Origin of the sequence: Prevotella sp. AM23-5 (genome assembly GCF_003473645.1) — a bacterium.
Classification (GTDB): Bacteria; Bacteroidota; Bacteroidia; order Bacteroidales; family Bacteroidaceae; genus Prevotella; species Prevotella copri_A.
Genome location: NZ_QUCG01000004.1, coordinates 76,076 through 92,174, shown reverse-complemented (window position 1 = coordinate 92,174; position 16,099 = coordinate 76,076). Strand labels below are relative to the sequence as shown.

Here is a 16,099-nt window from a genome sequence, read left to right as displayed (position 1 = left end):
GATGGCTGGCAGAAAGGTCTTGCCGATGGACGAGAAGAAGGACGAGAAGAAGGACGAGCTGAAGGATTAGCAGAGGGATTAGCAGAGGGTGAGAACAAGGCTAATATTGCCACAGCCCAACGCCTTCTTGCTATGGGCTTATCTACAGATCAGGTATCAGCCGCCACCCAGTTGCCAATAGAGCATATTGAGAAATTGAAAAGCTCATTAGACACCAAGTAAAGTTTGAAGGAGCGACATACAAAATCTCCCTATAAGCCAGGTGATAGACACCTGAACTTATAGGGAGATTCTTGTTTTATTTCTTCTCCTCAGGAACCAGGAACTTATCGCCACTCTGTTTGACAAGCTGCTTGGCAAACTTCTCTGGATAACCAGGACGAACTGGAGTAGCACCCAAACCGTATGGAGTCTTCTTGAAGGTACCATTCTTATCGGTTGGCTTGATGATCATATCATTGTACTTTACCACCATGAACTCGAAAAGCTGGTTCCAGCGACCCAACATCTGCTGAGCCTTCTCAACACTGTAGTCGTTGAGATACTTCACGGCAGCCTGTGGGTTCTGGGCATAAAGCTCCTGAGCCTTCTTCTCAACACCTGCCTGAGCAGCGAAATAGCTGTTGTCCAAGCTATCACGAACCTCCTTCAAGGTTGGGAACATCAGGCTGTAACGAGGATAAACCATGTTGCTGGTCATGTTGCAAACCCAGTAAGCGTTCTTCTTGCTGAAATGCAAGGCATCAGCACCAGGAGTATTGTAGCACTCAGGACGCTCGGTCATAGAGCAATATACTGGAGTGAACGCAGCCATATTGGCATCGTCGTTGGCAAACCAGAACACGCCACCAATCTCTCTTGGCAACCATGAACGCATCTGGCTCACGAATACGAAACCACTCTGCTGGGTGCTGACAGGACGCTCGTTGAAATACTGCTTGCCATCCACCTTGTACATCAATGGTGTAGGACGATAAGGCATCTCCCAGATACCACCGCCGATATCAGAACCGTCAGCTACAGAAAGAGGAGTACCCTCGTAATGGTCACGCATCACATTCTCTACATCCTGAACGCTCACCTTCTTGTTAGGAACCACCCAGAGAGGCATATCCTGCGCATCAGGATTCTTGCCGAGTGCCCAATCCAGATAAGGACTCATATCATAGAAGTGGTTCAGCATCGCCCAGGCACGTGCATCGCAGAAACGACGACCCGAGAAATCAGGCTTTGCATACGCCATCTTCCAGGAGAAATCAGCATCCTTGCCCTTGAACCAGCCCTTGCTGCGGGCAAAAGATACCACATCCTTGGCATACATCACGTTCTTCTTGTCCTTCATGTTGAACTTGCCGATGCGGCTCTGGTTGGCATGTGCACAGATGGCATCATCCGGAATGCGGAGAGCTACCCATACAGCACCCTTGGAACCGGCACCCTTACCCATCATCTCCATGATCCAAGCCTCGTTAGGATCGCAGATGGTGAAGGTCTCACCGCCAGAGTTGTAACCGTAGGTATTGGCAAGGGTGGTCATCACCTTGATAGCCTCGCGAGCCGTCTTACTGCGCTGGAGAGCTACATAGATGAGTGAACCATAGTCCATGATACCGGTAGAATCCACCATCTCCTCACGACCGCCATAGGTAGTCTCGCCGATGGTAACCTGCCACTCGTTGATGTTGCCGATTACGTTGTAGGTCTCGGCTGCCTCAGGAATCTCACCATGATACTTGTTGCTGTCCCAATCGAAAATCTTGCGCATCTCGCCCTTGGCGTGCTTAGCCGCAGGATAATGGCAGAGGTACTGGAACATTCCGTAGTCATCGGCACTGTAAGAACACATCACCGAACCATCTACTGATGCCTTCTTGCCCACGATGAAGTTGCTGCAGGCCTCAGCCTCAGAGACACTGCCCAACATAGCTACAGCCATCAAGGCTGAAGCAAAAATCTTATTCATAAAATATACCTTTATTTATATTAATCACAAGCCTTGAAGCTCATATCCAAACCCTTCACACTGTGTGTCAAGGCACCTACAGAGATAAAGTCAACACCCTGCTCAGCATAGTCGCGAATGGTATCGTAGGTGATACCGCCAGATGACTCTGTCTCATACTTGCCAGCGATGATATCAACAGCCTTCTTGGTATCAGGCACAGAGAAGTTGTCGAGCATGATGCGGTTGACACCGCCGTGCTTCAATACCTGGTCGAGCTCATCGAAGCTGCGAACCTCGATTTCAATCTTCAGATCGAGACCCTTCTCCTTGAGATAAGCATGGCAACGGTCGATGGCATTATCGATACCGCCAGCGAAATCGATGTGATTGTCCTTGAGGAGAATCATATCGAAGAGACCGATACGATGGTTCATACCACCACCGATCTTCACAGCCTGCTTCTCCAACATACGGAGACCTGGAGTAGTCTTACGGGTGTCGAGGATGTGAGTCTTGGTACCTTCAAGGCGCTTTACATACTTAGCGGTCATGGTAGCGATACCACTCATACGCTGCATGATGTTGAGCATGAGGCGCTCAGTCTGGAGCAGCGAACGGGTCTTGCCCTCTACGATCATAGCGATGTCGCCCTTCTTCACGTGGGTACCGTCCTGCAACAGAACCTCTACCTTCATGGTAGGATCGAAGCGTGCGAATACCTTCTTAGCCATTTCTACACCAGCCAAAACGCCATCTTCCTTGATGAGCAAATGGCTCTTACCCATGGCGTCCTCTGGAATGCAACACAAGGTTGTGTGGTCGCCATCACCGATATCCTCAGCAAATGCCAAGTCTATCAACTTGTCTTCTAATTGATCTACGCTTAACATATTATTAATGTTTATTGTTTAATGTTTATTGTTTAATCTTTTCCCGTTCCATAGAGCGCAGAGGATGCCTTCCTCATCACGCTCTACCCTGATTTCTCCGCCCAGCCATTCGGTCATAGGCAACTCCTCTCGGAACTCATAGTAGTTGACTACTCTACCCTCGGCAATCTCCACCACTGCCTGCTGCAGGATGGTGCCATCGGGAAGCACCACGGTATGAGCACCGCATCTTCTCAGCTCCTCCATCACTATCTCGTCTTAAGAGGTTCAGCCTTCATCGGCTTCATTTCCCTGAGCGGCTTCAGCGGTTTGCCATCCGGCATTCTGATAGGATGAACCGGCTTTTGGGATGACATCTCGAAGGTCTGCTCTCCCGGTTTTTCACCTGATGAGGATGACGCAGAAGAAGCACTATCCTTACGGAGACTATCGGATGATGCCGATGGAGAGCTTCCTGCCGGTGCTGCCACAGGCTTCTGCGGATGCATGCGAATCAGCTTGATATGCTCCAGGAACATCAGCTTCAAGGTGGTCTGAGAAGAGACACCCGTGCCGTTATCGTCATTCATCAGCATGAAGTATCCCTTCACGCTCTTGATGCCAAGAGAATCAGCATCAGAGAGTTCCACCGAATAATGCTGGGTACTCTGAATCATGATGGTACGCTGAGCAATACTGTCGTTACCAAACTGCACTGCGAGCATCGCAACACCATTGCGCATACCATCCTGGTAGATGAACTGCGCATCGAAATCGAGCATCAGGCGGTCGCCCTTATGGAAGGTAGAATCCACCTTGATATCGAAGCTGGTACTATTGAACGGCTTCACAGGCATGAACACCATCGATGTAGCGAGATTCCATACATTAGCCGTATCGCCGGTGGCAGAGAGATTAGCAAATTCTCCTCCCTCCTTGGCACTACCGCCCATGGCTGTAATCTCATTGTTGTAACGGTCGGTCAGGTCCTTATACACATCCTCCAGCAGTTCGGTATGACGCATATAATAAACCATGGAAGAATCAAACTCGGCAGAGGTGACATCGTGCTTCCTGAGCACCGCCTCGCGATAAGCCAGGCTCTGCCCCTTGTCGCCATTATCATCCATGTGTGCCATCGCCAGAGCCAGGTGATAATCATAAAGAATATCTGTCATCTTGCCCTTCGACAAGACGCCGCTAGGCAGGGAAGGCTTGCAGGATGAAACGCAGAAAAGCAATGCCATCACTGCCACAAGACAAATCATTAACTTCTTCATTCTCATACCTCCTTTCTATTTCTTATCTTCCTTATTAGCAGAAGTCTCCTTCTTCTCCCCTTCCTTTTTCTTATTACTTCCTCCGAGCTGTTCCAGTTCCTTGCGGCAGAAGAGCAGCATGGAGATGATACCCACGCTGACGCAGGCATCGGCAAAATTGAATACAGGATCGAAGAATGTTCCCTGCTGACCACCCCAGAAAGGTACCCACTCCGGCCAGGTATAGTCGAAGAACGGGAAGCGGAACATATCCACTACCTTACCCATAAAGAAAGGTGCATATCCGTCGCCGAACGGTACCATATAGGATACATAATAAGGCGAGGATGCAGTGAACATCAGACCATAGAACATCGAATCGATCATATTGCCGATGGCACCCGTAAGTACCAGGGCTACGAGGATGATGTAGAGCAGACGATGCGTACCCCTCCTGATGATGCGATAGAGATAGACGATGAGAGCGACGATGGCTACAGAGCGCAGCAGGCTGAGCCAGAACTTGCCGATAAACGACATACCCCACGCCATTCCGTTGTTCTCAATGAAATCGATAAAAAACCAATCTGTAACACGAACAGACTCGCCAAGGCAAAAGTGGGTCTTGATGTACAGCTTAATCCATTGGTCGATGATAAGCAGCACAACCACCATTGCCGTGACGAGCCAGCCGATATGTAAATTCTTTTTTTTCTCCATTTATTATTTCTTTCTAGCCTCCTTGGAAGCTACACTCAATGTGGCATGAGGTACTGCACGCAAGCGCTCCTTAGGAATCAACTCACCCGTCTCGCGGTCGATGCCGTAGGTCTTGTTCTGAATGCGGACCAGCGCAGCCTCCAGCCCCTTGATGAACTTCTGCTGGCGCTGAGCCATCTGGATGATTTCCTCCTTGCTCTGTGCCTCGCTGCCCTCCTCAAGAGCCTTGTAGGTTGGTGATGTATCTACCACATCATTACTATCTGAGTGGTTGAGCTGAGCCATACAGTCACGGTAGGTCTGCTTTGCCACCTTTAACTTCTCTTCAATGATAGCGCGGAACTCCTCGAGTTCTACATCGCTATAACGTGCTTTTTCGTTAGCCATAGACGTTGTTTTGTTATAAAAGTTATTATTAGACTAGAGTTTTAAGGAAAGAAGTTAGAAGCAAGTAGCTTCGGATAACTCCTGACTCCTAACTTCTAACTCCTAACTATTTAATTTTTCTCTACGAGAATGTTCAACTTAAAGTCATCAAACTCGGTCTCAACACCTGCGTTGTCACCGATTTCAATGCTGTCAGCCAGTACCTGACCCTTGATGTATTCGCCGAATGACTCCATGGCGGCATTGGTCTCCTCATTAGGAGCCACTGTCACCTTGATGCGGTCGGTAATCTCCAGACCAGTCTCCTTGCGGAGGTTCTGGATACGGTTGATCAGCTCACGAGCCATACCCTCCTTCTTCAATTCAGGAGTCAACTCTACCTCAAGCGCTACGGTCAGATTGCCCTCGTTAGATACGAGCCATCCTGGGATATCCTCAGAGATAATCTCCACGTCGGCTACCTCTACCACGGCTTCCTGTCCGTCAATATTCAATGTGATGTTGCCTGCCTTCTCGAAGGCTGCAATCTGGTCCTGATCGAGTGCTGACATCTGGGCAGCAACACCCTTCATCAGCTTGCCGAACTTCTTACCCATCACTCTGAAGTTACACTTCACCTTCTTCACGAGAATGCCCTGACCCTCAATGAAGTTAACCTCCTTCACGTTCACTTCGTTCTTCAACAGTCCGGCTACTGCCTCGATGTGTGCCTTCTGTACATCATCTACGGCAGGAATCATGATCTGCTGCAGTGGCTGGCGAACCTTGATGTTCACCTTGCGGCGCAATGCCAATACCATGGAAGTAATCTTCTGGGCGATGGCCATACGCTCCTCCAAGTCGGCATCGATAGCAGCCTCATCAGCTAAAGGGAACTTGTCGAGGTGTACGCTCTCCAACTCGCCGCCCAAGTCGTGATACAACTCGTCTGCATAGAATGGAGCAAATGGAGCCAAAAGCTTAGCCACTGTCATCAGACAGGTATAGAGAGTCTGGTAAGCGCTCAACTTATCCTCGCTCATCTCCTTACCCCAGAAACGTTTACGGTTCAGACGAACGTACCAGTTAGAGAGGTCGTCGTTGACGAATGCGTCGATAAGACGGCCTGCACGGGTTGGGTCGAAGCCAGCCAACTCTCTGTCAACGCCCTTGATGAGGGTATTGAGTGAAGAGAGAATCCAGCGGTCGATCTCTGGGCGCTTCTCGAATGGCACCTGAGCTGCTGCAGCATCGAAACCATCTACGTTAGCATAGAGGGCGAAGAAGCTGTAGGTGTTATACAAGGTTCCGAAGAACTTGCGACGGGTCTCATCTACACCGTTAGGGTCGAACTTCAGATTGTCCCAAGGCTCGCTGTTGGTCATCATATAGAAACGAACAGGGTCGGCACCATACTTATCGATCATCTCGAATGGGTTGGTTACGTTACCCACGTGCTTACTCATCTTGTTACCCTTGGCATCGAGAACGAGACCTGTAGAGATAACATTCTTGAAAGCTACGCTGTCGAATACCATGGTAGCGATGGCGTGCAGGGTGAAGAACCATCCACGGGTCTGATCCACGCCCTCGTTGATGAAGTCGGCTGGATAGAACTTAGGAGGAATAGCATATCCCTCGTAGGTGCTGTGGATGAGTGCATCACGGTCGGCCTCTGTGCCACGTGCCATCTCGCCCTCGAATGGGTAGTGGAGCTGGGCATAAGGCATTGAACCTGAATCGAACCAAACGTCGATGAGGTCGCTCTCACGATACATTGGCTTGCCCTCCTCGTTAACCAATACAATCTTGTCAACGTATGGACGGTGGAGGTCAATCTTATCATAGTTCTCCTGACTGTAGTCGCCAGGAACGAAACCATTCTCCTTCAATGGGTTGCTCTGCATGATACCGGCAGCCACTGACTTCTCGATTTCAGCATACAGTTCCTCCAGACTGCCGATGCACTTCTCGCCACGGTTCTCATCACGCCAGATAGGCAATGGAGTACCCCAGAAGCGGGAACGTGAAAGGTTCCAGTCGTTCAGGTTCTCGAGCCAGTTGCCGAAACGACCTGTACCGGTGCTCTCAGGCTGCCAGTTGATGGTCTTGTTGAGTTCTACCATGCGCTCCTTGCGGGCGGTATCCTTGATAAACCAGCTATCCAATGGATAATAGAGGATAGGCTTGTCGGTACGCCAGCAGTGAGGATAGTTGTGCACGTGCTTCTCGCTCTTGAAAGCCTTGCCCTCCTGCTTCAGTTCGTAGCAGAGTACGATGTTCAGGTCTTCAGCCTTATCAGAAGCCTTCTTGTCCCAGACACCATCCACATTAAACTGTGGGTCGTAGGCATTCTTCACGTAGTCGCCTGCGTGATGAGCGTATGCCTCCTTGTTGACACAGACGCTTACGAAGTTGTCATCGAGGTCTTCGATGAGATAGAACTTACCCTGCAGGTCAACCATTGGGCGGGTCTCACCCTTCTTATTAATAAGGTAGAGGGCAGGGATGTTGGCATCCTTAGCTACCTTGGCGTCATCGGCACCGAATGTAGGAGCGATGTGTACGATACCTGTACCGTCATCGGTAGTAACGTAGTCGCCGAGAATCACGCGGAAAGCCTCGCTATCCATCTCAACGAACTTATCGCGACCATCCTCAGAAGCGAATACCTTCTCAGGATGAGCAGCTGCATATTCTGTAACGAAAGCTGGAGCAAAGGCATCTACCTTCTCACATGGCTTTACCCATGGCAGGAGCTGCTCGTAGTGCATGCCTTCGAGGTCTGTACCCTTCATGTGATCGATAATGCGCCATGGGCACTGCTTCTTCTCCTTGTCGAATGGCAGGAGATCACCCTCCTTGCACTCCTGGTCTGCCTTCAGATATGAACCTACCAGCGCCTCAGCCATCACAAGTGTCATAGGCTCGCCATTGTAGAGGTTGTAGGTCTCGATGGCTACATAGTCAATCTTAGGACCTACACAGAGAGCCACGTTTGATGGCAGAGTCCAAGGTGTAGTGGTCCATGCGATGAAGTATGGCTTGCCCCACTTGGTCCACTCTGCCTTAGGATCCTTGATGAGGAACTGGGCTGTGGTGGTGAGGTCCTTTACATCGCGATAGCAGCCAGGCTGGTTCAACTCGTGAGAGCTCAAACCTGTACCTGCGCCTGGAGAGTATGGCTGGATGGTGTAACCCTTGTAGAGCAGACCCTTGTTGTAGAGCTGCTTGAGGAGCCACCAGAGCGTCTCGATATACTTGTTGTCGTAAGTGATATAAGGATGATCGAGATCTACGAAGTAACCCATCTTCTCGGTCAACTCGCGCCACTCTGCGGTGAACTTCATCACGTTCTCGCGGCACTTGTGGTTGTAGTCCTCGGTAGAGATATACTTCTCAGAAGCCTTGTTGTCGATATCCTTCTTGGTGATGCCGAGTTCCTTCTCGACACCGAGTTCAACAGGGAGTCCGTGGGTATCCCATCCCGCCTTGCGGTGAACCTGGAAACCCTTCATGGTCTTGTATCTGTTGAATGTATCCTTGATACTACGTGCCAACACGTGGTGAATACCCGGGTGGCCATTAGCTGATGGAGGTCCCTCAAAGAAGATAAACTGAGGGCAGCCTTCACGCTCATCAATAGACTTGTGGAAGATATCATTTTTCTCCCACGCTGCTAGTACGTCATTGTTTGTCTGAGTCAAATTCAGACCATTGTGCTCGGCAAATTTCTTAGCCATATTATCTATTTAAATTTTATATTGTTTTTACTTTTGGGCGCAAAGTTACAAAAAAAAAAGGTTTTACCCAAAATCTTTAATATATTTTCTACTTATATATACAAAAAAGACTCCTAAATGACTGAAAAATTGCTCTTTTCAAGTCATTTAGGAGTACTAAAACCTAAAATAAATGAAATATGATAAACTAAATGTTTCTAAAAGTAATGGCGGCTAACCATTGACTACTTGATAACAAACTTCTTGCCATTGCAGATGTACATACCTGGAGACAGGACATACTCTGCATCAGAAACCTTGTTCACTTCGGCTACCTTCACACCATTGATAGAGTAAATCTGCAACTTAGCAGGAGCCTTCTTGCAACCTACCTGGTTGATACCTGTTGAGGCAGACTCATTGGTCTTACCGTTGCGGTAATAAACTGCACCGTTCTCGAAAGCATTGGTCTTACCGTTGCGGTCATAAACTGCACCGTTGACGAAAGCAAAAGTTTCTGTCTGGTTGACACCATTACCATTATTGTTGAAGATAATATTAGTAGGAGCACCTGTCAAATCACCATCAAACTTCCACATCCAGACATCCAGACCATTCTTCTTCATGTCAGTCTTGATACAGCTTACACCTGGCCAGGTACCACCGGTAAAGTTGTCTGCATCATTCCAAGCCCATACGTGGATGTCACTCCATTCTGCAGGAGCGAGGAAGTAAGCGAAGATACCTGTTGGAGTAGGAATAACTACCTCTTTTATCTTGTTGAAGGTTGCAGAACCAGTCTTGGTTTCATTGTCAGTATTGGTTGCGCTCCAAGTTACAGTCTTGCTCTCGCCTTCCATCATGTCAGCACCGAGAGTGAAAGTAGCAGCCTTACCAGGAGTAAAAGCCACCTGCTCGCCATCACCAATCTTATACCAACCGCTCTTGGCATTGTTGCTGAGGGTTGCTGTTACGGAGATAGTCTTCTGGAAGTCACCACCATTAGGACTCAAAGTAACCTTGGCTGCAGTATTGACAGGAGCGTCAATCTTCTTGGCACTTGTACCACCATCATACTCCAAGTGGATATCGCCTGTGATACCAGTGATTTCACCAGACTGTGCACCATTTCCATTATTCAAGATGACATTGAAATTCTCTACGCCATCGAAAGAGTAAGTCCAGTATTTAGCACCATCAATCTCCACAGGACCGGCCATTACCTTACCAGGCCATGCGCCTGTCAAGTCTTTGCCGTCTGTACCTGTTGTCCAAGCATGGATGTGAGGAGCATTAGCAGCCTTTACATATACCATGATAGAAGCATTAGGATCTACCTTGGTGAAGGTCAAGCTACCGCTCTTCACTTTACCGTCCTGGCCCTCTGCGCTCCAATCAATAGTCTTGGTGTCGCCAAAGTTCATACCTTCGCCGATGGTAAGGTTCTCACTCACACCAGGAGTCAAGTTCACCTTATCCTGGCCTTGTATCTGATACCAACCAGACTTAGCGTCTTCAGAGAGAGTAACTGTCATGTTAATAGTCTCAGTGCGGAATGATCCACCTGCCTGTGAGAATGAAACGCTTGCAGGCTGAATAGGAGCCTCATCAATCCAAGTTGTACCAGCCTCTTCATTACCATCATAGGTCTGACCACCCTTATGCTGAGCAGCAGTTTCGTAGATGAAAGCGCCATCCTCAATGAGCTTGCCACCAGTCCAGTCTTTCACGAGTACGCGAACCTGACCCTGATTATTAGGAGCATCAACGGTGATAGTAGGACCTGTGTAAATCTTGCCTGTTACCAAGTCTGTATAAGTACCAGCTGGGCAATCTGTGAAAGTAGCACCACCATTGAGGGCTACGAGTGCATAGCTGTCCTTATAAGCACGCTTGAAAGCGATACCGCCATTGGCAGTGCAACCATCTGTAGTCCACTGACCCTTGCGGAGAGCAGGCACTGCCTGACGAATCTTGTTCAGACGGATGAGGTGCTGAGCCACATCATGATTCAAAGAGGCAGCCACATTACCAGAAGCCTTGTATTCACCGAAGTCTGATGCTTCTACATCACCTGTGATATAACCACCGAAGTAAGCACGACCGGTGTTAGAAAGAGGACCATTAGGACCTTTATCAATTACTACACCACGACGGAAACCTACCTCAGAACCATAATAGAGACATGGGATTCCACGGAAGGTAAACAAGAGAGAGAGGTTCTCAGCCCACTGAGCATCTGTACCACCGAAACGGTTGGTATCGCTTGGACCTGGACTATAGTCATGGCTATCTACATATACCACATTGAAAGTAGCGTCATTATAGCACTCGTCGCCGCTTGCCAAGCTGAAAGCCTGTTGGGCAGTGTTGTAGCTGTAGTGCATAGGGAAGTCAATGACGTTGAATCCGCTTGACTGAGAATAGTCTGGCTCGTGCCATGCACCATTGAGCATCTTGGCATTGTTGCTCTTTGGAGAAGTAGTCTCCTCCAAGCAAAGCAGTTGTGGGCCTACAGGCTCAGAACCCTCAGGAATCACCTGATTATCCCAGTAACTTTTGCTTCCATCCCATTTGTTGAGCAAGGCCTCGTCCGACTTCCAGGTATAGAAGTAGCAAGAGAGGTTTGCCTGACCTCTATAGGTTACATCGTTCATACGTGTACAAACCTCACCATACATAAAGAAAGGTGCCTTGTTCAAGCGCTTGTTCTCGTACTGCTTACCAAGTGCTTCAAATTGAGGGATAAACTCCTTGTTGAATGTCAAGCGGGAGATGTGGCCGGATGTATCAATACGGAAACCATCGACACCCATCTTGATAAACTGTCCATAGCAATCTACGAGATACTTAGCCACGTAGTCGTTCTCTGTGTTGAGATCCACACAATCACCAGCAATCTGACCCATCCAACGGCTTGGGAAGTCCCAGTTCCAGTTGTTGGCAGTATGGTGCCAATAGTTGTGTATATCGTGGTTATTGCCATCTGTATTCTTCATCAGGGCAAGACGACGCTGATACTGTATCTTTACATTGCCCAAGTAATCATTGCCCAACTTTCTCTCATCAGGGATCATACAAGCATCAATGTATGCTTGGTTACGAAGATGAGTATCACGGTCGAACATCTTGCAGAGCTTCTCCTCACCGAAGTTACTGGTGTGGTTGAGCACGATGTCAAGAATGATCTTGATACCCTTGGCGTGAGCCTTGTCGATGAGTTCCTGGAACATCACGTCACCGCTCTTTTTGCCGTCACCACTCTGATAGCGGCAGTCAACCTTAGAGAAATCCATGGCATGATAGCCGTGGTAGTCGTAACCAGAAGCGTTCTGTACGACAGGAGTAATCCAGATGGCAGTGAATCCAAGCGCCTTGATGTAGTCGAGCTTGTCAATCACACCCTGGAAGTCACCACGCCAACAAGGATCCTTGGTACTCTTCTGTGCTTCCTGGTTGTCCCAGCAGAGCACGTTGTTACTTGGATCTCCATCGTAAAAACGGGTGGTGATCATGAAATAGATACTTTCGTCTCGGAAATCAGTACGATTGCTGGTAAACGTGTCTGTAGCCATCGTCTGCATAGAGACCAACATGAGCATTAAAACCGCCCATAATTTTGCGACAAGTTTCTTCATAATGAAATTGTTAAGTTAAAATTAATTAGTTGAATTATCTGCCGCAAAATTACAAACTATGTCTATCCGCCCAACAAGATATTTCACGTTTCTGCTGATATTTTTGTGCAATCGATTTCTCAAATATTAAGAAAAAGAGGCTGGATTCTGTAAACCAAATATTTACAAAATCCAGCCCCTTTAAGAGTAAATAATTAATATAACGGGCGCGCCAGAAAACAGAAAGAATATTGTACTTTTGGCTTGTCCGAAATCAATTTCAGAGGTTTTCAGCCTCTTGCAGCCAGATGGTGGATGCGGCATCACTAGGCATGCGCCAGTCGCCACGAGGACTCAGGCTCACACTTCCCACTTTCGGACCATCAGGCAGACAGCTTCGCTTGAACTGCTGGTTGAAGAAACGGCGAACAAATGTCTTGAGCCATTTCTTGATAGTCTCCTCATCGTAGGAATCAGGATCGTTGTCACTGATCTTCACACGCTCCAGCTTGGTATCGATAAACGCCTTCTTTGCCAACATGTAAATCTTGGAAGGACGGAAACCGAAACGCAGGAAGTAATAGAGGAAGAAATCGTGCAACTCGTATGGTCCTACCAGGTCTTCCGTCTTCTGCTTGATATTACCATTTTCATCGGCAGGAATCAGCTCCGGACTGATAGGTGTGTCGATGATGTCGCGCAGGGTGATGCGGCTCTGCTCATCCACTCCACTCTCGGCAACATAGTTCACGAGATGGCGGATCAGAGTCTTAGGGATGCTGGCATTCACGCCATACATGCTCATGTGGTCGCCATTATAGGTAGCCCAGCCCAGAGCCAGCTCAGAAAGGTCGCCGGTGCCTATCACCATACCGCCCATCTTGTTGGCAAGGTCCATCAGAATCTGCGTACGCTCGCGTGCCTGCGAATTCTCATAGGTTACATCATGCACGCTGGCATCATGACCGATATCCTCGAAATGCTGGGTCACTGCCTTGGCGATACTGATTTCACGGATGGTGATGCCCAGACTCTTCATCAGCGAGATGGCATTATTATATGTTCTATCGGTGGTTCCGAAACCTGGCATGGTAACACCCAGGATGCCTCGGCGGTCCATCTTCAGCTTATCGAATGCCTTCACGCAGACGAGCAGGGCAAGGGTGGAATCCAATCCGCCGCTGATACCCACTACCACCGTCTTGGCATGGGTATGTACGATGCGCTTGGCAAGACCCATCAGCTGGATATTGAAAATCTCCTCGCAGGAGGCATCCATATCGCTGCTGGTAGGAATGAATGGATGGGGATTCACCTCACGCTCCAATACGAACTCGCGTTCGTTCTCGGTAGGATCGGCATCGATGTTACGGATGTTGAACTGTCCGCCGAGAACCGAATATTTGATGTTACGCTGGGCGTTGACATAGGTGGAATTGGTGCGACGCTCCGAACGGAGTTTCTCCACATCAACCTGCGCAATAACCATCTGAGGATCAAGAGAGAAACGCTCACCTTGTGCAAGTAAAGCTCCATTCTCATAAACCAGGGCATTTCCGCCATATACCACATCCTGCGTGCTCTCGCCGAAACCGCAGGAACTGTAGATGTAACCCGTCATGGTGCGGGCACTCTGCTGGCTCAGCAGACTCTTCAGATAGTTGTGCTTTCCGATGAGTTCATCGCTTGCAGAGAGGTTGAAGATGAGGTCGGCACCAGCCAGTGCCAGCTTGTTGCTAGGAGGAGCCGGAGCCCATACATCCTCGCATATCTCTACACCAAACTGCACGCCGTCATAAGTGCGGAAAATCTGCACATCCGGAGTCAGCTTCACCTTGTGCCCGGCATAGCGGACCTCGCAGTCGCGCAAATCCTGGGCAGAGGCAAACCAGCGCTTCTCATAGAACTCACTGTAGTTAGGGAGATAGGTCTTAGGCACGATGCCCAGAATCTGTCCGTGCTGGATCACGATACCGCAATTCAGCAGCAGATCGCCAGCCACTACCGGAGCGCCGACAATGGAGATGATGTCGAGTTTGCGGGTGAAATCGAGCAGCATCATCACCGCCTGCTCTGATGATTCCAGAAGCATCTGCTGGCGGAAAAGGTCCTGACAGGAATAGCCTGTAATAGACAATTCCGGGAAGGTAATGATCTCTACGCCCTTGCCTTCAGCCTGGGCTATCAGATCTTCTATCTGTTGGGTGTTGAAGATTACATCGCCTACCTTGACGGCAGGGATGGCACTTGCCACCTTCATAAATCCGTACTTCATGTTACTTTGAACTTTGAGATTTGAACTTTGAACTTTATGATTACTTTTATCGGATTGTAACCTGTGTGGCACCATATCCATATTCCTGGAAAGAAGCATCCTGATAGGTGCAGTTCTTATAGCGATAATTCAACTCATGGATGAGTGCCTGGCGCAATACGCCCTCTCCCTTTCCATGGATGAAGATAATCTTCTGTCCCTTATTCTTCTTATTCTCCGCCATTGTCTTCTTGAAGATATCCATCTGATAATGAAGGATATCAGCAGAATTCATTCCAGCAGTTGTTTCAAGAACCTCGTCTGCATGAAGGTCGATGATGAGGGTACCGTCATCCTTCTTGCTCTTCTTCTTGCTGGTGTTGGCAATCACCTTCTCGTCCTTGTACATCTGCTCCTTCAATCGCTTGGAATCGATGACCAGCGGACGGGCTACCTCGTCGTTCTCCACGATGGTGAAGAGATAGGCTGGAGTCTCGAAGAAATCATTCTCCTCGAAGAGATGGAGCTTGTAGAACTTCACTGGGTCGAGGCGGAACTGGACATCCGTAGCTGGCTTCAGCAGGAATGGCTTGTCCTTCTTGTAGGCAATCATCTGGATAGCGATGTGCTCCATCTCATTCAAAGCCTCACGACCGAATTCCTCGATGAAGAGCTTGGTATTAGGCTCGATTTCGCCCTCCGCCTTCAGGGTCCACGCATTGCCCTCGGCTACGAGATAGGTGTAGCGCAGATAGTAGTTGCTGTCATTCACCATATACGATTCGAAGCGGGTGTTGGTCACATCCTTGATATCGATAGGCACGAAGGCGAGGTAGGCGCTGAGCTTGTTGCCGCCCGTACGCTCCTGAATCTGCTTCACGAAGGTAATCTCGCGGTCGGCAGCATCATACTCCTCTACGTTCATATCCACATCATTCTCGTGCTCGTTCAGGATAGCCTTGATGCTTCTGCTGTCCTGATGCAGTTCGGTGTTGGCATGCTCTTCAGCCTTCTGCTTGGCATCCATCTTGGCAGAGATCATCTTGCCCATGGCATAGTCATCCTGCTCTACCACTACCACCTCGTTGATTGGCATCGGAATCTCGAAACCATCTTCATCCTCTACCAGCACGATATTCTTGCCCTGGAAGCCAGCTACCTTTCCGCCGCCCACTTCGCTCAGGAATCTTACTTTATCACCTTTCTTCATATTTCTATTTATTTTTTATTTTTATCTAATCATCTATCTATCCTTAACTCAAAATCTATTTTCCCTCAAGCGGAAACACTCTTTCTGAAATGAGGATACACTTTGCAAAGGTACAAAAGATATTGCAGAATATGGAT

The 16,099-nt window shown here is 48.7% G+C and carries 10 protein-coding genes and 1 pseudogene; 1 reads left to right on the top strand and 10 read right to left on the bottom strand.

The features are described from left to right. A pseudogene (locus DW657_RS17625) lies at positions 1–222 on the top strand (hypothetical protein); the annotation flags it as partial. 76 nt (positions 223–298) lie between these two features. On the opposite strand, the gene DW657_RS02320 reads toward DW657_RS17625, so the two are convergent. The 10 genes from DW657_RS02320 to DW657_RS02275 form a co-directional block, all read right to left on the bottom strand. Then, a complete protein-coding gene (locus DW657_RS02320) occupies positions 299–1,963 on the bottom strand; it encodes a dipeptidase (protein ID WP_118311263.1) in 1,665 nt (554 codons plus the stop codon). 20 nt (positions 1,964–1,983) lie between these two features. Then, positions 1,984–2,835, bottom strand: a complete 852-nt coding sequence (gene nadC / locus DW657_RS02315) for a carboxylating nicotinate-nucleotide diphosphorylase (RefSeq protein WP_089543435.1) — start codon at positions 2,833–2,835, stop codon at positions 1,984–1,986. An 18-nt stretch (positions 2,836–2,853) separates the two neighbouring features. Beyond that, positions 2,854–3,081 (bottom strand): hypothetical protein, encoded by a 228-nt coding sequence (locus DW657_RS02310; protein ID WP_117663082.1) that lies wholly within the window; start codon positions 3,079–3,081, stop codon positions 2,854–2,856. A 2-nt stretch (positions 3,082–3,083) separates the two neighbouring features. Next, entirely contained in the window at positions 3,084–4,094 is a 1,011-nt protein-coding gene (locus DW657_RS02305; protein ID WP_118311262.1) for a DUF4296 domain-containing protein, read from the bottom strand. Positions 4,095–4,109: 15 nt separating this feature from the next. Continuing rightward, positions 4,110–4,793, bottom strand: coding sequence for a lipoprotein signal peptidase (locus tag DW657_RS02300; RefSeq protein WP_118311261.1), 684 nt, complete (start codon positions 4,791–4,793; stop codon positions 4,110–4,112). A gap of 3 nt (positions 4,794–4,796) precedes the next feature. Continuing rightward, positions 4,797–5,180: a molecular chaperone DnaK gene (locus tag DW657_RS02295; protein WP_089543439.1), complete on the bottom strand. Its 384-nt coding sequence runs from the start codon at positions 5,178–5,180 to the stop codon at positions 4,797–4,799. A 110-nt stretch (positions 5,181–5,290) separates the two neighbouring features. Further along, positions 5,291–8,902 (bottom strand): isoleucine--tRNA ligase, encoded by a 3,612-nt coding sequence (ileS, locus tag DW657_RS02290; RefSeq protein ID WP_118311260.1) that lies wholly within the window; start codon positions 8,900–8,902, stop codon positions 5,291–5,293. 224 nt (positions 8,903–9,126) lie between these two features. Continuing rightward, on the bottom strand, positions 9,127–12,519 hold the full coding sequence (locus tag DW657_RS02285) for an alpha-amylase family glycosyl hydrolase (protein ID WP_118311259.1): 3,393 nt from the start codon (positions 12,517–12,519) through the stop codon (positions 9,127–9,129). A 259-nt stretch (positions 12,520–12,778) separates the two neighbouring features. Next, positions 12,779–14,773 carry an NAD(+) synthase gene (locus DW657_RS02280; protein ID WP_118311258.1) on the bottom strand — a complete coding sequence of 665 codons (1,995 nt, stop codon included), beginning with the start codon at positions 14,771–14,773 and terminating at the stop codon, positions 12,779–12,781. 46 nt (positions 14,774–14,819) lie between these two features. Continuing rightward, positions 14,820–15,962, bottom strand: coding sequence for a DUF2027 domain-containing protein (locus DW657_RS02275; RefSeq protein WP_118311257.1), 1,143 nt, complete (start codon positions 15,960–15,962; stop codon positions 14,820–14,822). Positions 15,963–16,099: the final 137 nt, after the last annotated feature.